The following is a 22,380-nucleotide window of genomic DNA, read 5'->3' as shown; positions in this document are numbered from 1 at the left end:
TTCTTAGTGCTTTAGCACTTAGAAGGCGTTATCCTTTAGGGGAAATCGTTATCCAGGGGCGTAGCAGCCGTTATCCCCAACTTTATAAGAAAAGCAGATATCCCAAATATTTAATTTGGTGATAGTCTCTTTTGCTGTGCGCGATGGGGGGATTACGGCTGGTAGCCATCGGATAAATTGATATATTGTCAAGAGGGAGTAGTTTGAAAGATAATGTCAACATATTGGTTTAAAAAACCTGGCATTATCCACAATTATGTGTAACGAGACTTTTGGTGTATTTAATTTAATACACCAGGAGTCTTTTTTTATTTTTTACTTTAAGAGGAGGCGTTTAAAATGATTTTATCTGGCATTATCATGGTTTTGTCAGCTCTTTTAATTTATTTTAGCTGCGAATTTTTTGTTAATAGTATTGAATGGGTGGGCAAGGCCTTTAATATATCCAAAAATGCAGTAGGAACTGTACTTGCAGCCTTTGGTACTGCGTTACCTGAAAGTATTGTGACTTTAATTGCAGTAGTATTTGGGGCAAACTCAAGCCAAAAGGACATCGGAGTTGGTTCAGCCTTGGGAGGCCCTCTTGTACTGAGTACCATTGCTTATGCAGTGGTTGGAATAAGCATAATTATGTTTAGTAGTAAGAGAAAAATAGGAAAGCATATTAAAATTAACGCAAGAAAGTTAGGAAGAGACCAAATTTGGTTTATGTGTATTTTTGCATTTAAAGTGGCATTGGGATTTGCAGCTTTTTCCATAAAGCACTGGTTGGGATTCTTATTTCTGGCCGTTTATGTACTTTATTCTTATGGCGAATTAAAGGCAGATGAGGAAGAAAGTGAAGAAAAACTTGAACCTTTAAAGATTAGTCCTAAAAATACACATCCTACAAAAATTATGATTTTAGGTCAAACCATAGTATCTCTAGTATTTATTTTTGCAGGTTCTCAGATATTCGTACACAATTTAGGCTCACTAAGCAGCTTCCTTGGAGTACCACCGCATATAATAGCATTGATACTCAGTCCTGTGGCAACAGAACTCCCGGAGACACTAAATGCAGTTATATGGGTAAGACAGGGAAAGGAAAATTTAGCACTTGCAAACATCAGTGGATCTATGATGATTCAAGCTACTGTGCCAAGTGCACTTGGAATTATTTTTACTCCATGGATGTTTGATAAAAGTCTGGCTCTTTCAGCTTTTATAACTTTTATAGCAATTTTATTTTTATGGATAACTTTAAGAAAAAGCCATTTATCAGCTTGGAGGCTATCTCTTAATGCTTTACTGTATGTTGTTTTCATAATTGGAATATTATTTACTCAACTTTCATAGTTTAAAAAAATTGCGAAGCAAAGCTTCGCAAGTTAAGAATTAATAATGAAAAATTAATAGTGAAGGATGATTTTTAGCTATTGCAAAAAATCTTTAAATTTATATAAATCAGTGCTTAGTAATGTTTTGCTTTAGCAAAACGAACATCCAAAAATTTAATTAAAGATTTTTTGTAGTGTAACGGAAAAAAATCCACATTAACTATTAATTCTTTATTCTTAACTATTAACTAAAAAAATTTTATATATGCGAAAGTTGAGCTATTTCAAAAGTTGAATATAGATTATTTTGTTTTTTTAGTTGGTAAATTAAATATTAAATTAAAAAAATTAATTGGGAGGATGAAAAAGTTTATTTTAAAAGTTATTGAGGATAATTTATTGACATATAGTATATTTAAACTATAATAAAAATGTACTACAATTGGATAAATGGTAGCATTTTAATGGAATAAATTTACATATAAATGTTTACATTTTGATTAAATTTACCTATAAGAGATATTCAGAAGAAAATTGTTTTCGTCTCATTTTTTACATTATGGAGGAATAGAAAATGGACATGATTGATTGTCAAATTGTAAAGTGCCTGCAGAAAAATGGTAGGATTTCAATAAAAAAATTGTCGCAAATAGTTTGTCTAACTCCTCCTGCAGTTGCAGAACGCATAAGAAAGCTTGAAGAAGCAGATGTTATTATGGGATATAGGGCTGTTATTAATCCCCAGAAGATGGGAATGAATATAGAAGCTCTTATAAATATTACATTAAAAGCAGGTAAACGAAAAGAATTTATTGATTTTGTAAGAAAAAGTAAGTGTATAGTTAAGTGTTATCATGTTACAGGAGGTTTTTCCATGACTGTTAAAGTAATAGTCAAAGAGACGTCCGAGTTAGAAACATTAGTAGGTAAAATTCAGCAGTATGGTAATACACAAACTCTTATTATTCTTTCTACTATTATTGAACATAAAGGAATTGTATAGATAATATTTTTAAAGTCTGGAAGAAAACCAGACTTTAAATTTTTGTGTTTATTATGCTTGTACAAGCTTTTTAGTATGTTCTTCTACCATTTCAGGAGTGATGTCAGTTCTTCTTGCAACTCCACTTTCTATGGCAGCTTTTGCTACATAGTAAGCTACCTTTGGTGCTATTCTTGAGTCGAAAGCATCTGGTATAACATAATCTTCATTAAGTTCTTTTTCAGTTATTATATCTGCTATAGCACATGCAGCAGCTATTTTCATTTCTTCGTTTATTTTTGATGCTCTTACATCAAGTGCTCCTCTAAATATTCCAGGGAATGCAAGAACATTATTTATTTGATTTGGAAAATCCGATCTTCCTGTACCAACTACTCTGGCACCTGCAGCTTTTGCTTCATCAGGGTAGATTTCAGGTTTAGGATTGGCCATAGCAAAAATGAGGGGATCTTTATCCATTGTTTTTATCATTTCAGGAGTAATTACTCCAGGAGCAGATACACCTATAAATACATCAGCTTCTTTTAGTACATCTTTAAGCGCACCTTTTACCATGCTAGGATTTGTAATTTCTGCCAGGTCTTTTTTTGCAGCACTTAAATTTTCTCTATCTTTTGATATAGCACCTTTTCTATCGCATACAATAATGTTTTTAACTCCTCTACTTACAAGCAGCTTTGCGATTGCTGTACCTGCAGCTCCTGCACCATTTATTATTACTTTTAAGTCTTCAAATTTTTTGTTTACTATTTTAAGCGCGTTTATCATAGCAGCTAAAGTTACTACTGCTGTTCCGTGTTGGTCGTCATGAAAAACTGGTATATTGCAGACCTTTTTTAATTTATCTTCTATTTCAAAGCATTCAGGGGCTTTTATATCTTCTAGGTTTATTCCTCCAAATGTGGATTCTATTAATTTTACTGTTTCTACAATCTTGTCAGGATCTTTGCTGTCAACACAAATAGGAAAAGCGTCTACTCCTGCAAAAGTCTTAAATAGAATAGATTTACCTTCCATTACAGGCAAGCCAGCTGCAGCACCTATATTTCCAAGTCCCAAAACTGCACTGCCGTTAGTTACTACTGCTACATAATTTCCCTTAGAAGTATAATCGTATAGGGCATTATAGTTTTTGTTGATTTCAAGACATGGTTCAGCAACACCTGGAGTATATGCTAAACCCAGATCCTCTCTTGTTTTAACAGCTACTTTACTTTTAAGTTCTATTTTACCTTCATGTTCTTTATGAAACTTTAATGCTTCTTCTTTTAAATTGTTCATATGTAAACCTCCTTGTGTGATAAAAAATATTTCCAGCAACCAAAATAATAAATGAAAAACAGGTTACTGGAAATTATATTACGTTATAGGCTTTCTAAACCTATATTAAGCAAATTCATATTTTTTTAATTCCCTAGGTTCAGTCATACTTATAGGATCTAGTATACGATCTAATTCAGATTCTTTTAAAATACCATTTTGAAGTATGATCTCTTTTACTGGCTTTCCTGTTTTTATAGCACTTTTTGCAATTGAGGCAGCCTTTTCATATCCAACATAAGGTGTAATGGCAGTAACTATGCCAACACTATTATCCACTAACTTCTTACATCTATTTGTATTTGCTGTTATACCTGAAATACAATTTTCTGTAAAAGTTTTTACACCGTTAGTAAGAGTTTCTATGGATTCAAATAAGTTAAAGAATATAACTGGTTCAAATGCATTTAATTCCAGTTGACCAGCTTCAGCAGCCATTGTTATTGTAACATCATTTCCTATAATATTAAAGGCTACTTGAGTCATTACTTCTGGAATTACAGGATTAACTTTTCCTGGCATTATGGAAGATCCGTTTTGTTTTGGTGGAAGATTTATTTCTTCTAAACCTGTTCTTGGACCTGATGACATAAGTCTTAAATCATTTGCCATTTTGGATAAGTTAACGGCACAGGTTTTTATGGCGCCAGATACTGACACAAAACCATCCAAATTTTGTGTGGCATCTATCAAATCATCAGCTTGTTCTAATTGTACACCAATAATATCACTGAGTATAGGTACGACTGTATTCATATATCTATTATCTGCGTTTATTCCAGTACCTATTGCAGTACCACCTAAATTTAATACTTCTAATTCTTTTTTTGCGGCTTCAAGTCTTGAAATGTCTCGTTTTATAACGGAACTATAAGCCTTAAATTCTTGTCCTAATCTAATGGGAACTGCATCTTGAAGCTGAGTTCTTCCCATTTTTATAATATTATTGAATTCTTTTGCTTTTATTTCCAATTTCATATCTAATTTCTTTAGTTGTTCTATAGCTTTTAAAAGAAGTTTTAAAGCAGTTATTTTTCCTGCAGTTGGGAAGACATCATTTGTAGATTGTCCCATATTAACGTGATCATTAGGATGTACAATTGAGTAGTCTCCCTTTTTACCACCTAAAAGCTGGATAGCTTCATTTGCAATTACTTCATTTGCATTCATGTTTGCAGAGGTACCAGCTCCACCTTGAATAGGGTCTAGTATGAATTGATCTTGCAAATTACCTCCGAGTATTTTATCACTAGCCTCAATTATTGCTTTTTCAATGTTTTCATTTAAAAGACCTGCTTTATAATTAGCTATAGCTGCTGCCTTTTTTATTTGAACAAGGCTTTTTACAAGCTCTGTATTTAATTTATATCCTGTTATATTAAAATTTTCAGCTGCTCTCAATGTTTGAACTCCATAATAAGCCTCTGTAGGTACTTCCTTTGAACCGATGGAATCACTTTCAATTCTAAAATCCATAAATATTCCCCACCTTTATTTTTAAATTTATAAATTGTAAATGCTTTTTCTTTTAATTTAATAATAACCTGTTAATTTAAAACAGTAAACAAAATTAAGAAAACTCCGTAATAATGAAAATAAATCACTATATTTAGTTTATAAAAATTAGAAAAATATAGGGTTAACTTAAAAAATTAAGGTGGTAATAGTATTGAATGTTTTTTCAAATTTAACAAATACTATCCTTAAGATTATATAGGCTTGAGGTGGTATATTAATGAAAAGTAATCATAAAGGACTTTCAGCAGGTCAGCTTACAATGATGGCTTTAGGAACTGTAATTGGTGGTTCATTTTTCCTAGGTTCTGCTGTGGCTATTCATGCATCAGGTCCTTCTATTATTATTGCTTACATACTGGGAGGAATTTTAGTATATTTTATTCTTTCTGCACTTTCTGAGATGACTGTATCTAGCCCAGCTCCAGGATCCTTTGCTACCTATGCAGGTAAAGCTTTTGGACGTGGAACTGAATTTATGGTGGGATGGGTTTATTGGACAGGAATGGTTCTAGCTATGTCCAGTGAAGCAGCAGCAATATCGATTTTAATTCGCAGGTGGTTTCCTAAAGTATCCATATCTTTAATAGGAAGTATTATTATTATTTGTATTACATTGCTCAACTTGTTGGGTGCAAGTAAATTGAGCAAGCTAGAGAGTGCTCTTGCTTCTTTTAAGATAGCTGCCATACTATGTTTTGTTATTATTGGCATACTTCTAATTACAGGGTTAATAGGTGGAGTCTCACAAGTTAAATTAGGTCAATTAGGAAGAGAGCCTTTTTTTGCTGGGGGAATAAAAAGCATTGCAGGAAGTATGCTTACAATTATGTTTGCCTATGCTGGTTTTGAGATAATTGGTTTAGCTGCTTCAGAGACTGAAGATCCTAAAAAGGTAATTCCGAAAGCCATTAGATATACTGTTTTAAGCCTTGTTGGCCTTTATATAGTTTCTGCAGCTGTAATTATATTTTTAATTCCTACAGCTGCCATTAGTGAAAATGTGAGTCCTATGGTAGCAGCCCTTAATAATTGGGGAATGGGTTGGGCAGGTAATGTTATGAACATAATAATGATTACTGCTATACTTTCTACAATGTTAGCAGCTATGTTTGGACTTGGAAGGATGGTTCGCTCTCTTGCAGATGGAGGTTATGCACCTGCATTATTGAGGGATAAAAAGGATGTGCCTTATAGAGGAATAATGTTTTCAGGATTCTCCATGCTTTTAGGGCTTATAATTGGACTTTTATTTCCAAAGGTTTATTTGTTTTTAGTAAGTTCAGGAGGTTTTGCATTACTCTTTACCTATGCAATTATTGTAGCTTCCCATATTCGTTTTCGCAAAAAAAACTTACAAGAGTTAAAGAGAAAAGGATATCCCTATGGTTCATTGATTAGTTTAATAAGTCTTGTTGTTATTATTGCAAGTATGCCCTTTATTTCAGGGCAAACCTCAGGTCTTATAGCTGGAATTATAATTATAGCTGTATACTTATTTATATATTTAGGTGTAGAAGTCTATAAAAGAACTAGGAAAGCTATAAATGAGAATAATAAGTTAAGTGTAAAAAAGCAAATAGTTGATTTACTTACAGAGTTTTCTGAGGAAATTACTGATCATAAGAAAGATAAAAAAGGAGAGTAATTACATGTGAGTAATTTCAAATAAAACTTTTATTCTATTTTTTATAATCTTAATTCCCCATGAATATTTTTAAATTAAAAATAAGACATAATAAATATTTTGTTTAATTTATTATAACATAATATAGTCTTAAATCCAGTTTTTATTAAAATAGTTACATAAAAGTACCATAAAGAGTAACATTTATTTACTTATAATGTAATTTTATGTAAAATTGTAGATAAAATTTGTTACTAATAATAAAAAAATTCATTTAATTTCACAATAATATGACAAAATATTTATTATGTACTAATAATGTAAATTATATTTTATAGTACCACAGTTTAATTAAAATGTTTAATATAGAATGGAAGGGAATAGTGAGGATATGATCAAGGTAAATCAAATAGACAGTGTAAAAGAATTTGCTAAAGTTCAAGCAAATTTAGTATCTGGTGGAGTTGTGTACGGGATTATAGAAGGTGATACCATGAAATGGGTACAATCTTCAGATTTATCTAGTATAGATGTATTTCATGTTGGTAAAAAATTTGATAGTAATAGTACATCTCTTACTGCAATTCGAGAAAAAAGAGTATTGTCTCAGAAAGTTCCTCGTTCCGCTTATGGAATGAGACTTTCAATAACTTCAATTCCTATAGTGGACGAACATGATGAGGCTGTTGGTGTTTTTTCTATGGCTTTTCCAAGATTACATCCTGTAGCAAAAGCTTTTGAAAATTTTGCACCTATATTAGCTGAAATGTTTTCAGAAGGTGTTTTTTTATGCTTAACTGATCTTGAAAAATTTGTATATGTGCAATCTTCAAAACAATTTGATATTAATTCTATAAAAATAAGAGATGAATTTGAATCAGATTTTATCAGTAAAAAAGTGATAAGCACAGGAAAAGCCAAAGTTGAAAAAATAGATGCTGTAAAGTATGGTACTCCTGTTATGATGTTAGGTTATCCACTAATTGATGAAGATTCAAATGAGGTTGTTGGTAGTTTTGTTATAGCTATGCCAAAGGAGACTGAAGCAGAGTTACGTAATATGTCAGGCAATCTTACGGAAAGTATAACAGGGATATCTTCTGCTATTGAAGAATTGGCAGCATCAGCATCACAAATACATACCAATGAACAGGAACTTAATAATGATATAAGTCAGATAACAGAATTATCAGAAGAAATAAATAAGATATCTTCTTTTATAGAGGATATTGCAAATGAAACAAAGATGTTAGGACTAAATGCTGCTATTGAAGCTGCTAGAGCAGGACAAGCTGGCAGTGGTTTTGGTGTAGTGGCAAATCAAATAAGAAAACTTTCTGAACAAGCTAAGAGTACAGTGCCTAAGATTAAGAAATTAACGGATAATATTGAAGAAAAAGTAGATGGATCTAGCAAGAAAAGTAAGGGATCTCTAGCTTCAAGTCAGGAACAGGCTGCTGCGACTGAAGAAATTACAGCAAGTATAGAAGAGATAACTACTATGTCAGAAAAATTAAGTGAAATTGCACTTAAACTTTAATCCTATAGAGTTTCTAAACGAAAAATCAACTTATGCTCTGGATATTTTTTACAACCTTCAGCTCCTTAAATATTTTGATAAGGCTAAGAAAAAAATTTAAAAAAATACTGAGAACTTTTCAAAACTCGTACCTCAAACAATTCAAAAGTTCTAGATTTTTTAAGAATTTTTTCCTAAGACTTATATACAAAATATTTAAAAGAGCTTCATTGTTGTAAAAATATGCTTGCGTATAAGTTGATTTTTAAGTTAGAGATTTATCCGATAATTATCCTCATATGATTACTCTAAATAAAATTTGAACTTATAAATAGAAATATGCTGACAAAATTGAAAGCACATTTAAAAAATTTTTAAATTTAATGAAGTGTTTTTTGTTTCTGAATCGTTATAGTAAGTGTAAGGATAAAAAGGGCGGTGATGATTATTCAAAGAGATGAATTTGCAAATTATATAAAACAATATGAACGTTTAATCATTACTATATGTTTATCTTTTACAAAAAATTATTTTGATGCAGAGGATTTGGCACAACAAACTTTTCTGGCTGCTTATAAAGATTATGAGAAATTTCAAGGAGAAAATTTTAAAGCCTGGCTTACTAAAATTGCTGTAAACAAGTGTAAAGATTATATGAAAAGTCCTGCACGAAAAATAAATAGTTTAACTGATGAAGAATATGAATGTCTGGAAGACAAGAAAAGTTGTATAGAAGATACTGTAATAGAAAATGATACTTCACGGAAGATACATGACTTGTGCAATAAATTAAAGGAGCCTTACAGGACTGTAGCCATAAATTATTTTTGTAAAGATATTAAACTTTCCCATATGGCTGAATCTACGGGGCAAAAACTAAAAACTCTGCAGACGCATTTGTATAGATCAAAAAAATTATTAAAGGTTTTATGGAAGGAGGAGTTTATGTGAGTGAAGTTCTGTTTGATGAAAATGGACATTTAACTGAAAAATCCATAAGATGCCTTAAGGATGGTTCCTTAAATAGTGAGGAGAGTATCATGATTTTAGATCATGTTTCTGAATGTGAAAAGTGTAGTGCCTATCTTGCTGATGGTTTTGATGATACTGAACTTGTAAAAGCTCCTTCTGGATTTTGTGATGAGGTAGAGAATAAAATAAAAAAAAGGAAAAGCAATGAATTCATTTTTTACTCAGTTAGGGTTTCAATTGCAGCTTGTATGGCACTCGTAATTGTTTTTTCAAACACATTAAACTTTATAGTAAATGCAAAAAAAGTAGCGGGTATTGCACCGCCAAATTTAAGTATTGTAAACTCAATAAATACAAATATAAGCAATTTCTCTCAGAAGATAATTAATATGGAGGGTTTTAATAATGAGAATGAAAAAAGGTAAGATTTCAACATTTATTTTTTCACTTTTACCTGGTGCAGGACATATGTATATGGGATTTATGAAAATGGGAATATCTTTTATGTCAGCTTTCTTTTTTGTAATATTTATAGCTGGCTGGCTTAACATAGGTCCTCTCTTGTTTGTGTTACCTCTTATTTGGTTTTATTCCTTTTTTGATTGTATAAACAAACAGTATTCTTCAGATGAAGAATTTTTAAATCTAGAAGATAATTATTTATTTTCACTTGATAAGCTATTGAAAGTTGATCAAAAAGTATTTACAAAGCAGAGGTTATTTGTAGGTATAGTATGTTTATTCCTTGGATTATATTTAATATGGAATAACGTAATGAATACTTTATGGGGTCATATTCCAAATGAGATATATGAGATGCTGTCTGATGTAACGAGAACTGCACCTAGAATAATCATAGGTATTGCAATAATTGTTGCAGGTATAAAACTGATCAAAGGTAAAAAGAGGGAGATGGATGAAGATGTTTAAAGGTCGTAGAGTTGGCACCCTTACGGCAGGTATAGTGCTCGTTATGTTTGGAACAATGTTTTTGCTAAATAGGATGCTTCCAAATATAAATTATTATCTAATAGTGTCATTGTGGCCTATTATTCTAGTACTTTTAGGTATTGAAATTATTGCAGGTTATATAATAAATAATGAAGAAAAGATGAAATATGATGCAGGTGCCATTATTTTAGTAATATTATTATCTGTTTTTTCAATGGGTATGGCAGGTGCCCAGTTTATAATTCTTCATTTTCCCCAATGCAAAATCATTTTTTAAATAGGGAAGATCCTATTAAATTAATTTTAAATAGTAATTGACAGAAACAAGTTTGATGTTTAACATTAAACCTGAAATTTTTGCGTATATTTTAATAGAAATATAGTGTAGATAATTAAATAGTGTTTATAGTATTTCATGTACTACTTTTATATAAGAATATAACTTAAATTACTATAAAAATAGTTAGAATAATTAAAGTGAGTATAGTAGAAACTATGATTGAAATAAGTAAATCATAGGAGGATATATAACAGTATGGAAGTAGTGAAGGTAAAGACAGAAGATAATAAAGAGAGATACTTTGTTGCAGATGATAATGGATTACCTATAGAGTCAATATTGAAATTTATAAGGTTTAAGGATAATACTAATTATGCAAGAAATACGTTAAGGATGTATTGCCAGCATTTAAAATTATACTTTGAATATTTAGAGCAAAGAAAATTGGATTTTCAAGCTGTTACTATAGATGATTTGGCGTTGTTTGTGAATTGGTTGCAAAATCCTTATAAGAGTTTAAAAGTAATACCAACTAATAAGGTTGATTCAGCAAGGAGTCCAAGAACCATAAATATTGTAGTAAATACTGTTTTGATGTTTTATGACTATGTTTTAAGGTATGAAGAGTATAGCAATAATATTTCAGATAGACTTAAAAAATTTGTTTCTACTCCAAGTAGAAACTTCAAAGGATTTTTATTTGGCATAGACTATAAACAAAAGAAAGTTACAAGTAATATATTAAAACTTAAAGTTCCAAAATCTAAACCTAAAACTTTAACTAAAGAAGAAATAACTATACTTATAAATGCTTGCAATAACTTTAGAGATAAATTTTTATTATCACTCTTATATGAGACAGGATTACGAATAGGCGAAGCCTTATCATTATGGATTGAAGATATTGATATAAGTGATATGGTAATTGATCTCAAAGATCGTGGCCAACTTGAAAATAATGCAGAGATTAAGACAGTTTCAAGTCCTCGTAGAATAGATATATCTCAGAATTTGGCCGATATGTTTATGGAATATATAGCTGAATATCATACTGAAGAAGTTGAAACCAATCATATCTTTATAAAAATTAGTGGAAAAAACAAAAACAAAGCTATGGACTATGTAAATATAGATAACTTGTTTAGAACCCTTAAAAAGAAAACAAGAATATATGTTACACCACATATGTTTAGACATAGTTCATTAACTACACTCAGAATGGCAGGATGGCAACCAGAGCTGCTTAGAATTAGGGCTGGCCATAAGAATATTTATACTACTTTAAATACATATATTCATCCCTCAAAAGAAGATATAACGAAAGCATTTGAAAAGACTAAACCTAATTTAGATTTGGATATATATAATGGGGGAGAAGATCAATGAATAACAATTTACAAAAAATTAGAACTGGCCAATTAAATAAGTATGAAGAAATAATTAAATATTTGAAACAAGATAATAGTTATTGGTTAGATAATGATAAATGGGATTTAACTAAAGAATTTTTTATAGGAAAAAAGCATAGCTATATTTTTAAGTATTTAGACTTTAGTAACTTTAACTATGAGCAATTAAAGAACGAAGTTAAGTTTTATATTGTATATAACTTAAAAAATAAATATATAAAGAAATCTACAATAGCACCTTTAAATCCGAGTATTCAAAAGTTAGCATTATTTACGGATAAATACAAGTCCTTTTTAGAATTTGACTTAGAGAAGTCTAAGATAAAGTGGAAAGTTTTTTTAAGAACTAACGGTATAAATGGTGGAAAGTCTAATACAAGATACTATAACTTTTTTGATTGTGTTTTAGACTTTGTTAAAGATTTTTACGATAATAGAGAAGAAACCGAAAAAGATATATGGTATTCAAAGAATATTAAAGGTGCTAAAATTCCTGCAAGTGGAGCAAGCCATGGAACGTATCTATCTATTAACTTCACAGCTATACCACAATACTATCGTGATGAAGTTAAAAGGTATTTTAAAACTATTATAACTAAAAAGAATTGGTCATCATGTAATAATACTTTAAAATATTTAAATTACTTTTTTAACTATTTTTATTCTAATAGTTATAGTGATGGGTTTATTGAAAATTTAAATAGAAATGACATAGAAAAGTATTTATACTATATAGGCAATGACAGAAAAGGTAAAAATAGAACAGAAAATTCAAAGTATGTAAGTTTTATAAGAACATTTTTAGAATATATTCAAATAGCTCAATATGATAAAGCACCTAAAAAAGAAGTGTCATTTTTAATATTTCAAGATGATATTCCGAGAAGAGAATTTGTACGAGACGAAATGAGAAGAGTTAAATTTATTCCAGAGCCTATATTAAAGCAATTAGATAACAATATTATGGAATTAGATAGACCACAGTATATACCTATCTATATTCTTCTTAGAGAAACTGGGTGGCGAGGTACGGATATACTAAATCTTAGATATGATAATTGTTTAGAACAGATTTGGAATAGTAAAGAAGACAAATACAATTATTATCTTTGTGGTGAAATAACTAAAACAGGTATAGCACAACTTAAAATTCCAATTAGGGATAAGGTTGCTGAAATGGTTCAAAAATCTATTAATAAATCTAAAGAACTTAGTACAGAAGAAAATAATCCTAAGAAATATTTGTTTAATACCTATGAAGGTAAATTAAAAGGAAAGCCATTAAATAAGACATCTTTACTAAACGCTATAAAAAGGCTTATTGAGCAAAAGGATATTAGGGATGTTAATGGTGAGTTATATTATTTTAGACTTCATTCTTTAAGGCATACAAGAGCTAAGGAATATGTAGAACAAGGTATGGGGATTAGTATCATACAACAAATTTTAGGTCATCAGAGTCTCCAAATGACAGTTCATTATGCTACTGTAACAGAAAATATACTCTACGAGAAATGGAAGAATACTGAGGACTTAGACTTATTTAGAGTTAATACTGAAACCAACAAACTTGAACAAGTAGATTTAAACTCTGATGATGGAGAAAACCTAATAAGATATGAGTATGTTAAGAAGAATCTGGATGCAGTTAGAGTACCTTTTGGTGTATGCTTTAAACCTTCTAAATTACCTTGTAAGCAACAAATGAATCATTGTTTAACCTGTGCAAGTTTCTGCACCACTGTTGAAAATATACCAGAATATGAAGAAGAAATAGACCATGTTAAGAAGCAGATAGAGGTTAGTGAAAGATGTGGTAGAGAATTATGGGCTGAGAAAAATAAAACATATTTAAAACTGTTAAAAGATACTTTATTAAGAGTTAAGGAACAGAAAATCGTTCATAAAAACGGTAAATCAAGGGAGGAAGCTTAGAATGGGAAGTACAAAAGGATTAAAAGAATATGCAAAACACAAAACAGAAGCTACTTTAGAAAAAGTAGACAAATCTATTCGAGAGCTTTCCTTGAAAGGTGAAAAAATTAATTTCAATAGTGTTTGCAATCTAAGTGGTGTATCTAAAACTTTTCTTTATAATAATGCTGAAATTAAGCAAAGAATTGAGGAACTTAGAGATAAACAAACAGAAAAAGTTATAAAACAAAAACTTAAATATGATAAAACTGATAAATCAAAAGACATTATTATAATGGCTAAAGGTAAAAAGATTAATGAATTACAAGAAGAAAACAAGAAGTTAAAAGAACAATTAGAAATTCTCAGAGGTAAATTATATGAAAAAATATAAAGTACATTGTTTATATGTAGTCTATGTGTAAAGCTATAAAAATCAATATGTTTAGCATATGCTACACGAGATATTAATAGGAGTGAGAGATATGTTAATGACTGATGCTAAAAGGTATAAAGCTGAAACTTTTGATATAATGCAATTTATGTTTCAAAAGTTCAATGACCATCAACTTCATTGTGTAATTGAATTGGATAGCCATATTGATGAGAATTATTTAAAAAAAGCAGTGTATATGTCAACTTGGGAGTTTCCATTAATAACCTGTAAGTTTGTAGAAAAGAAATCCTCACCTTATTGGCAAGGTTGTAAATTTACAACAGATGATATTGTAAGAATAATTGAAACTGGAAAGGTACATGAGGAGGTAGAAAGATGTATTGTGTTAAAGACAGATACATTTAAAGGCCCCCAGCTTAAGATAAATATTATAAGAAGCAGTACTTGTGATTGTCTTTGTATAATAATTAATCATATGCTTTGTGATGCTGCAGGCTTTAAGGACTATCTTTATATGTTAAGCTCTATATATTCCAACCTAAAAGATAACCCGGGCTATACCCCTAATTTTCAGATGAGTTCTAGAAGTGCAAAACAGGTGCTAGATAACTTTGGTAATTTGGATAAGGTTAAAATATTTTTTTCTTCATCACAGGTGTCTAAATATAATGGAGATGTTTATTTCCCTTTGGAAGGAGATAATAATAGCCCTTTTGTTGTTATTCATAAGATTACCAAGGATAGAGTTAAGTTTATAAAAAAATATGCTAAGGAAAGTAAAACAACTATAAATGATATTGTTCTTGCATCATATATAAGGGCTCTTCACAAGGAGTTACATTGCAGCCATGTAGTACTTCCTTGTCCTGTGGATCTTAGAAGGTATATTCCAGAAAAGAAGGCACAGGGGATATGTAACTTAACATCAAATATGGTATGTGATATAGGAAAAGATATAGGTGAAAATTATAAAGAAACTCTTTTGAAGGTGAAAAAGTCCATGGAACATGAAAAGAAAAGTTTTTCATGTCTTAATGGTCCAATGATGCTTGAAATTATATTTTCTCTATTACCGTATAAATTTGCAAAATTATTTGTATCCAAGTTATTCCACAATCCTCCTATAGCTATAACCAATATTGGAATTATAGATAAAAAGAAACTCTCGTTTTATGGAGCTAGAATTAAAGATGCTTATATGAATGGATCTATTAAATATAATCCTTATTTTCAAGTTGCACTTACTACCTTTGATGATGAATTCACTTTTAGTGTGAACTTTTGCGGTACACAGAAAGATAGACAGAAGATCCAGAGTTTTTTGCAAACCCTTGATGATGAACTCCCTAAACTGATATAATTTAATTTATATAGAATTTGGGGGAGTATAAAATGAAATATAAATATATATTATTTGATTTGGATGGAACAATTACAGAGTCTAAGGAAGGAATAACTAAATCAGTACAGTATGCATTGAAGAAATTTGGTATTATAGTGGAAAGTCTTGATTTGCTTGAAAAATTTATAGGACCACCATTAAAATATTCATTTAGTGAATATTATGGTTTTGATGAAAATAAGTCTCTTGAAGCAGTGCAGTATTACAGAGAATATTTTGAGAAAAAAGGAATAATGGAAAACAAAGTGTATGACCATATTGAGGATTTACTAAAACAATTGAAAGAGCTGAAATTAAAATTAATTATAGCGACATCAAAGCCTACTAAATTTTCAAATATAATATTAAATAACTTTAATCTAACCCCTTACTTTGATGCCATTGTTGGCAGCAATATGAATGGGACAAGATGTACAAAAGGAGAAGTAATAAAGCATGTAGTAGAAAAGTATAAGATTGATCCTGATGAAGCTGTAATGATAGGAGACAGGAAATATGACATGGTAGGGGCAAGACAAAACAATATGGATTCTATAGGAGTAACCTATGGATATGGATCTCTAGAAGAATTAAAAGAAGAAGAGCCAACTTATATAGTAGATAATGTAATGGATATATTGAATAAAATTACACAGCAATAAAGAGAGATTCTAAGCAAAAAATCAATTTATACTCCGAATATTTTACAACCACAAGTACGATTAAATATTTTGATAAGTCTAAGCAAAAAATTTAAATGTACTTGCTTATTGTAAAATGTTTCTACGTATAAGTTGATTTTTAAGTTAGAATACCTATGCAAATTGTAAAGTTTAAAAATGAATCTATAAGTGTTGAAATTTGTCATTACATGATCTGTATAAGTTAACTTTCAAACTAGAAACTCTATAATGATTAGCTTTTGTAGTATTTTTTAGGAGAAAGTCCAAACATCTTTTTAAAGGCTCGCACAAAGTTGGAGTAATCTCCAAAACCAGATTTTACGCAGGCATCTGATGCATTTTCACCATTTGATATCAACAAATTGGCCATAATCAATCTTTTCTGAAGTATATAATTGTGAAGTGTATACCCGGTTTGTTCTTTAAATTTGTGCATTAAATAGTACTTGCTTACATAAAATTTAGAGGATAGAGCATCTACAGAAAGATTTTTGCTTAAATTCTTATTTATATAATCTAGAATATTATCCATGCTCTTATCATATTTTATGTCATTGGATTCTGAAATATTTTTTTGTTTCAAAAACAATCTATTTATATAGACTATAAACTGTAGAAAATAGGAAATCCTCAGTACGCTGTAACCTAATTCTTTGTTTTTAAAGGTATCTTCAATTTGAAAAAGTATTTTTTTTACATCTGCAAGCCATGCACCTTCAAGTCTCAATAAATTAAATCTTTGTTTTGATGCCAGCTCAAAGCAGCTTAATAAATTACAGTTATGATTATATCTTACTAAAAAGTCTGAATTTAGCCACATAATTATACGTTCGTAGGTTTCGTTTGAGTCTATTATAGCTTTGTGTATATCATTGCTGTTTACAAGAAGTATATCCCAGGGCTTTAATTTGTAGGATTTACCCTCTATTAAATAGGTTACATTGCCTGATATAAATATTACTATTTTATTAAAATTATGATAGTGAAATTGAAATTTAATATCTCTTTTATCTTTTAAGTGAAATATTTCAAAGTCACTTTTCAAATAACCTCTCTTTACTTTTTGAGTTGTATTTTCAATCATTCAATCATACCTCAACTATATTATATTTATATGCTAAAGCATTTTTCGCAATATTTCAAGCACTTTTCGCAATAAAACAAGTAAAAAATCAGTATATAATAAGTATAAGGCATTTAAAAGAAAATAGGCTATCATATTGACCAGTTATTTATTTGAAGATGCTTAAAGATTAAATGAAAAAATGAGGTGTTTTTATGAGTTTATTTACTGGTTCTGCAGTTGCAATTGTAACTCCATTTAAAGATGGCACTGTAAACTTTGATAAATTAAAGGAACTTTTAGAATGGCATATAAAATCAGGTACAAAAGCCATAGTTGTTTGTGGAACTTCAGGTGAAGCCACTACAATGACGGAAAAAGAAAAGAAAGATACTATAAAGTTTACTGTAGATACGGTAAATGGAAGAATACCAGTAATAGCTGGTACAGGTAGTAATTGTACTGCGCAGGCTGTAGATATGAGCGTATGGGCTGAAAGCGTAGGGGTAGATGGACTCCTTGTAATTACTCCTTATTACAATAAAACTACACAAAAAGGAATTATAGAACATTTTAAAGTAATAAACGATAGAGTAAAAACTCCTATAATAGTTTACAATGTTCCAGGAAGAACAGGATTAAATATACTTCCAAAAACTTTGAAAAAATTATGCGAATTTAAAAACATAAGCGGAATAAAAGAAGCCAGTGGCAACATAAGTCAAATTGCTGAAATGAAAGCACTTTGTGGTGACAGAATTGATATATATTCTGGAAATGATGACCAAGTAATTCCAATATTGTCTTTAGGGGGATGTGGGGTAATATCTGTAATGGCAAATATAGTACCCTGTGATATGGAAAAAATGTGCAAATTATTCTTTAAAGGTGATATAAAGGCTGCACTTAAATTACAGTTGGATTTATATTCACTTATAAAGGCAATGTTTATAGAGACGAATCCTATTCCAGTAAAAACTGCTATGAATATTTTAGGCAAAAATGTTGGAAACTTGAGACTTCCGCTTACTACTATGACGGATGAAAACTTAAAAATATTAAAAAATGAATTAAAAAATTACGGACTTTTAGGATAGAAATTAATAGTTTGTAGAAAGGAGTGATAGAAAATGAAGAATTTTTTTAAAAACTACAAGTTTTCCATTATATTATTAGGCTCAATAATTTTAGGTGCAATTGTAGGTGTATTGTTAGGATCTAAGGCACTAGTATTAAAGCCTTTTGGAGACTTATTTTTAAATTTAATGTTTATGGTGATAATACCTTTGGTATTTTTTAGCGTTACTTCTGCTATAGCAAACATGAAAGGTATGAAAAGATTAGGTAAAATTATGGCAAGTACCTTTGTAGTATTTATATGTACTGCGCTTGCAGCGTCTGTAATTGGTTTTATAGGTGCTTTAATAGTAAATCCTGCAAGAGGTATAGATTATTCAGCCCTTAAAAAGATTGTAACAGCTGGAGGAGGTGCTGCTGATAAAGTGAAGCAAGTAGGGCTTTTACAGCAGATTGTAAATACTCTTACTGTTTCAGATTTTGTTTCCTTGTTTTCTAAAAGTAATATGCTGCAGCTCATTGTATTTTCAGTGCTTTTTGGTATTTCGACTTCAGCTCTTGGGGAAAAGGCTGAACCTGTTGCAAAATTTTTAGAGGCGGCATCTAATGTAATGATGAAAATGGTTAAAATAATAATGTACTATGCTCCAATAGGCCTTGGATGTTATTTCGCTGCAGTAATAGGATCTCTTGGACCACAAATACTTCAGGGATATTTAAGAGTATTTCTTCTATATATAGTTATATCAGTTATTTACTATTTTGGGTTCTTTACTTTCTATGCATTTTTAGCTGGTGGCAAGATTGGAATTAGAACATTCTGGAAAAACGCTGTAGCTCCAACAATAACAGCACTGGCAACTTGCTCAAGTGCAGCAAGTATTCCTGTTAATTTAGAATGTACAAAAAAGATGGGAGTACCAGAGGATATAGTTGAAACTGTAATTCCATTAGGGGCAAATATTCATAAAGATGGTTCTGTAATTGGTGGTGTTATGAAAATTACTTTCTTGTTTGGACTATTTGGAAGAAATATGACTAGTCCTTCAGCTATACTTTCCATAATTTTTGTATCCTTTTTAGTTGGAGCTGTAATGGCAGCTATACCTAGTGGAGGTATGATTGGTGAGATGCTTATATTAAGTGTGTACGGACTTCCAACGGAGCTGCTTCCTATAATTGCAGTTATAAGCGTAATAATAGATGCACCAGCTACTGTGCTTAATTCTACAGGAAACACAGTAGCTAGTATGGTAATATCCAGGCTTGTAGAGGGGAAGTTAACATTTCAAAAAAAGTATGGCATAATGGAAGATAAGTAAGACTTGTAAGATTGTATAACTTAACTTTTGCACATAAGAAATTTTGACTTAAGATAGGAATATTGCGTCGCAACCTTAGTAAAGAACAAAGTTCAAAGTTTAAATATCAAATAAGGATAATTTTCTTCCTAACGTCAGAAAATATTAAAATTATAGATTTCCTAATGTACGAGGGAAATCATCTTTATCTGTTCTTTGTTATTTGGACTTTAAACTCTAATTATTAATTCTTAACTATTAACTCTTAATTAGATAAAGTGGGGTATAGATATTATTCACAAGAGCAACTTAATCATTTTTTAGGTATAAAAGGTATTGAAACTAAAAAAGTAATTGGATATTGTAGAGTTAGTTCCCACAAACAAAAAGATGACCTTGAAAGGCAAGAAGATAATTATAAAAATGGTGGGAAATTTATATCAGATAATGATTTGAGAAAAGAAATAACAATACTCAAACAAGATAGTCTAAGTTGGCTAAATGAAGTATCTAACAATGTGGCTAAACAAGCTGTTAAAGATGGTTGCGATGTTTATAAGAAGTTTTTCAAAAAGTTAGCTGATAAGCCAAGGTTTAAGAGTAGAAAAAAATCTAAGCCATCTTTTTATAATGATACATCAAAGCTTAAAGTTAAAGAAAATTCGGTGTTAATTGAAAAGGTTGGTTGGATAGATATAAAGAAAAATACAATGCCTATGAACTGTAAATATACTAATCCGAGAATAAGTTTTGATGGAAAGTATTGGTTCATATCAGTAGGTATAGAAAAAGAAAATCCAATAGTAGAATTAACAAATGAAAGTATTGGTATTGATGTTGGGGTAAAGGATTTAGCTATATGTTCTAACGGAATGACTTTTAAAAATATCAATAAGACAAAAGTTGTAAAGCAACTTGAAAAAAGGCTACGTAGATTACAACGTAGGGTATCTCGCAAATACCTAAAAAATAAAGAAGGGAGTAAGTTTGTCAAAACAGGTAATATTATAAAAATCGAAAAGCAGATTAAATTACTTCATAGAAAATTAGCAAATATAAGAAGTAATCATATTCACCAAGCAACAAATAAGATAGTGAAAACCAAGCCATCGAGAGTTGTTATGGAAACACTTAATATTAAAGGAATGATGAAGAACCGATATTTAGCAAAAGCAATAGCAAAACAATGTTTGTATGAGTTTAAAAGACAAATGCAATATAAATGTGAGTTTAATGGTATTGAATTTGTAGAAGCAGACAAATGGTATCCTTCATCAAAAACTTGTAGTGAGTGTGGACATATAAAGTCAAAGCTTTCACTATCTGAAAGGACATATATATGTGAGGAATGTGGTTGTGTTATAGATAGAGATTATAATGCAAGTATCAATCTATCAAGATATGAATTAGTAGGCTAATCACTTAAAAGATACTACTAATATGTACCATGCGTTGTATGGGAATTTAAGCCCTCGGACTATTATATCAAACCAAAGTAGCTCTATAGTAAAATGGGATAGGCCGAACAGGGAATTAAACAAGCTTTATAGAGTTCTATAATGTTTTGGCAATGGTATTTTATGAAGTATAAAATTGGACACGAAATTCAATTTACTCAAAGCTTTTGGTTACCAGTAGAAGGTGGTAAAAAGCTGAAAGTATTAAAAGGCGATAAAGCTGTAGTAGTTAAAAAAATAGATGATAATTCAGGAGAAATATTATATATGACAGGGGAGGCTTCAGGCAAAAGCCAAGTTATAAATATTCAAGTGGATGATCAAATAGATGGGGATTATATAGCAAGACAAATAATGGAAGGACTTTAATTAAAGCATCATAGGTATTATAAGACAAAAATCAACTTATACTCCGAATGTTTTTAGTAATTAAAAATTAAGAGTTAAGAATTAATAGTTATGGATGATTTTCTTCCGTTAGCACTTCAGAAAATCTAAAATATGGTATCACTTACGCAAAGACTCAAATTTAAAATTTTTCGTAGCGTAGAGGAGAAAAATTGACCTTCACTATTCATTCTTAATTATCAATTCTTAACTTAAAAATATGCCTGCATATAAGTTGATTTTTAAGTTAGAATACCTACGCAGATTGTAAAGTTTAAAAATAAATCTATAAGTGTTGAAAATTGCTAATTATAAATCTTGGTTGAATTTATAATTTTAGCATTTAAATTAAACTGACAATTTGGACAAGGTTAATTCTAGAGTTAACTATCTAGAGGGCTTTAAACTTAGAAAATCTATATAGTGATTCTAATTGAAATTTTAACTTATACATGAAATATACTAACAAAAGTGAAATCACACTTAAAAACTTTTTTTATAAGTCTTAGTGAAGTATTTTAGAAAGTCTTAGAAGCTTATATATGTCTGAGGTACGAGTTTATATAAGCTTCTTTAAATTTTCAAAATACTGAATTTTAGACTTATAAAAAGTTTTTAGTGTGATGATTTTTGTTAGTATATGTCCGGTATAAGTAAACTTTCTACTTAGAAACCCTATATAGGGTTTCTAAGTGATAATTTAACTTATACTAGGAAACTTCTAGCATAAGCTAATGAATGAATCTTAGCAAAATTAGAATTAAGTTCGTCAAAAAGAATTTTAATATCTGATACTAATTCCCAT

19 protein-coding genes and 2 pseudogenes are annotated in these 22,380 nt (G+C 30.0%); 18 read left to right on the top strand and 3 right to left on the bottom strand.

The features are described from left to right. The first annotated feature begins 339 nt into the window (after positions 1-339). Both CLRAG_RS13315 and CLRAG_RS13310 read left to right on the top strand, forming a co-directional pair. A complete protein-coding gene (locus CLRAG_RS13315; RefSeq protein WP_065078877.1) occupies positions 340-1,338 on the top strand; it encodes a sodium:calcium antiporter in 999 nt (332 codons plus the stop codon). A 555-nt stretch (positions 1,339-1,893) separates the two neighbouring features. After that, positions 1,894-2,322 (top strand): Lrp/AsnC family transcriptional regulator, encoded by a 429-nt coding sequence (locus CLRAG_RS13310; RefSeq protein WP_065078876.1) that lies wholly within the window; start codon positions 1,894-1,896, stop codon positions 2,320-2,322. A gap of 51 nt (positions 2,323-2,373) precedes the next feature. Here CLRAG_RS13310 and CLRAG_RS13305 read toward each other — a convergent pair whose 3' ends face one another. Next, entirely contained in the window at positions 2,374-3,603 is a 1,230-nt protein-coding gene (locus CLRAG_RS13305; RefSeq protein WP_065078875.1) for an NAD(P)-dependent malic enzyme, read from the bottom strand. Between the two features lie 105 nt (positions 3,604-3,708). Continuing rightward, on the bottom strand, positions 3,709-5,118 hold the full coding sequence (locus CLRAG_RS13300) for an aspartate ammonia-lyase (RefSeq protein WP_065078874.1): 1,410 nt from the start codon (positions 5,116-5,118) through the stop codon (positions 3,709-3,711). Between the two features lie 259 nt (positions 5,119-5,377). On the opposite strand from CLRAG_RS13300, the gene CLRAG_RS13295 reads away from it, so the two are divergent. The 11 genes from CLRAG_RS13295 (at position 5,378) to CLRAG_RS13245 (ending at position 16,269) form a co-directional block, all read left to right on the top strand. Then, the gene (locus tag CLRAG_RS13295; protein WP_065078873.1) at positions 5,378-6,805 is read left to right on the top strand and encodes an amino acid permease; all 1,428 of its coding nucleotides are present in this window, start codon (positions 5,378-5,380) and stop codon (positions 6,803-6,805) included. Between the two features lie 370 nt (positions 6,806-7,175). Beyond that, positions 7,176-8,324 carry a methyl-accepting chemotaxis protein gene (locus tag CLRAG_RS13290; protein WP_065078872.1) on the top strand — a complete coding sequence of 383 codons (1,149 nt, stop codon included), beginning with the start codon at positions 7,176-7,178 and terminating at the stop codon, positions 8,322-8,324. Between the two features lie 417 nt (positions 8,325-8,741). Further along, positions 8,742-9,254: an RNA polymerase sigma factor gene (locus CLRAG_RS13285; RefSeq protein ID WP_207644818.1), complete on the top strand. Its 513-nt coding sequence runs from the start codon at positions 8,742-8,744 to the stop codon at positions 9,252-9,254. Next, the gene (locus CLRAG_RS13280; protein WP_154104989.1) at positions 9,251-9,700 is read left to right on the top strand and encodes a hypothetical protein; all 450 of its coding nucleotides are present in this window, start codon (positions 9,251-9,253) and stop codon (positions 9,698-9,700) included. The genes CLRAG_RS13285 and CLRAG_RS13280 overlap by 4 nt, the downstream gene beginning before the upstream one ends. Next, entirely contained in the window at positions 9,681-10,205 is a 525-nt protein-coding gene (locus CLRAG_RS13275) for a hypothetical protein (protein ID WP_065078869.1), read from the top strand. Before CLRAG_RS13280 ends, CLRAG_RS13275 begins: the two co-directional genes overlap by 20 nt. After that, positions 10,198-10,503, top strand: coding sequence for a LiaI-LiaF-like domain-containing protein (locus tag CLRAG_RS13270; protein ID WP_023162645.1), 306 nt, complete (start codon positions 10,198-10,200; stop codon positions 10,501-10,503). Before CLRAG_RS13275 ends, CLRAG_RS13270 begins: the two co-directional genes overlap by 8 nt. A 258-nt stretch (positions 10,504-10,761) precedes the next feature. Then, a complete protein-coding gene (locus CLRAG_RS13265; RefSeq protein WP_065078868.1) occupies positions 10,762-11,892 on the top strand; it encodes a tyrosine-type recombinase/integrase in 1,131 nt (376 codons plus the stop codon). Continuing rightward, positions 11,889-13,850, top strand: coding sequence for a tyrosine-type recombinase/integrase (locus CLRAG_RS13260; protein ID WP_065078867.1), 1,962 nt, complete (start codon positions 11,889-11,891; stop codon positions 13,848-13,850). The genes CLRAG_RS13265 and CLRAG_RS13260 overlap by 4 nt, the downstream gene beginning before the upstream one ends. A gap of 1 nt (position 13,851) precedes the next feature. Then, the gene (locus CLRAG_RS13255; protein ID WP_065078866.1) at positions 13,852-14,223 is read left to right on the top strand and encodes a DUF6262 family protein; all 372 of its coding nucleotides are present in this window, start codon (positions 13,852-13,854) and stop codon (positions 14,221-14,223) included. Between the two features lie 91 nt (positions 14,224-14,314). Beyond that, positions 14,315-15,586, top strand: a complete 1,272-nt coding sequence (locus CLRAG_RS13250) for a WS/DGAT domain-containing protein (RefSeq protein WP_065078865.1) — start codon at positions 14,315-14,317, stop codon at positions 15,584-15,586. A gap of 32 nt (positions 15,587-15,618) precedes the next feature. Next, entirely contained in the window at positions 15,619-16,269 is a 651-nt protein-coding gene (locus CLRAG_RS13245; protein ID WP_065078864.1) for an HAD-IA family hydrolase, read from the top strand. Between the two features lie 253 nt (positions 16,270-16,522). Here the strand turns inward: CLRAG_RS13245 and CLRAG_RS13240 are convergent, their stop codons facing one another. Continuing rightward, a complete protein-coding gene (locus CLRAG_RS13240) occupies positions 16,523-17,374 on the bottom strand; it encodes an AraC family transcriptional regulator (protein WP_065078863.1) in 852 nt (283 codons plus the stop codon). 194 nt (positions 17,375-17,568) lie between these two features. Between CLRAG_RS13240 and dapA the strand changes: the two genes are divergently transcribed. The 5 genes and pseudogenes from dapA to CLRAG_RS13220 all read left to right on the top strand — a co-directional run bounded on the left by dapA (position 17,569) and on the right by CLRAG_RS13220 (position 21,557). Beyond that, positions 17,569-18,450 carry a 4-hydroxy-tetrahydrodipicolinate synthase gene (gene dapA, locus CLRAG_RS13235; protein WP_065078862.1) on the top strand — a complete coding sequence of 294 codons (882 nt, stop codon included), beginning with the start codon at positions 17,569-17,571 and terminating at the stop codon, positions 18,448-18,450. 33 nt (positions 18,451-18,483) lie between these two features. Further along, positions 18,484-19,752, top strand: coding sequence for a dicarboxylate/amino acid:cation symporter (locus CLRAG_RS13230; protein ID WP_065078861.1), 1,269 nt, complete (start codon positions 18,484-18,486; stop codon positions 19,750-19,752). A 260-nt stretch (positions 19,753-20,012) separates the two neighbouring features. Beyond that, a pseudogene (locus tag CLRAG_RS21420) lies at positions 20,013-20,148 on the top strand (recombinase family protein); the annotation flags it as partial. Continuing rightward, positions 20,127-21,149, top strand: a pseudogene (locus tag CLRAG_RS13225) (RNA-guided endonuclease InsQ/TnpB family protein); the annotation flags it as partial. The pseudogenes CLRAG_RS21420 and CLRAG_RS13225, both read left to right, overlap by 22 nt. A 162-nt stretch (positions 21,150-21,311) precedes the next feature. Continuing rightward, positions 21,312-21,557, top strand: a complete 246-nt coding sequence (locus tag CLRAG_RS13220) for a hypothetical protein (RefSeq protein ID WP_065078881.1) — start codon at positions 21,312-21,314, stop codon at positions 21,555-21,557. Positions 21,558-22,380: the final 823 nt, after the last annotated feature.

Origin of the sequence: Clostridium ragsdalei P11 (assembly GCF_001675165.1) — a bacterium.
Classification (GTDB): domain Bacteria; phylum Bacillota; class Clostridia; order Clostridiales; family Clostridiaceae; genus Clostridium_B; species Clostridium_B ragsdalei.
Note: the sequence above shows the minus strand (reverse complement) of the source record. Positions and strands in the feature narration are given on the sequence as shown.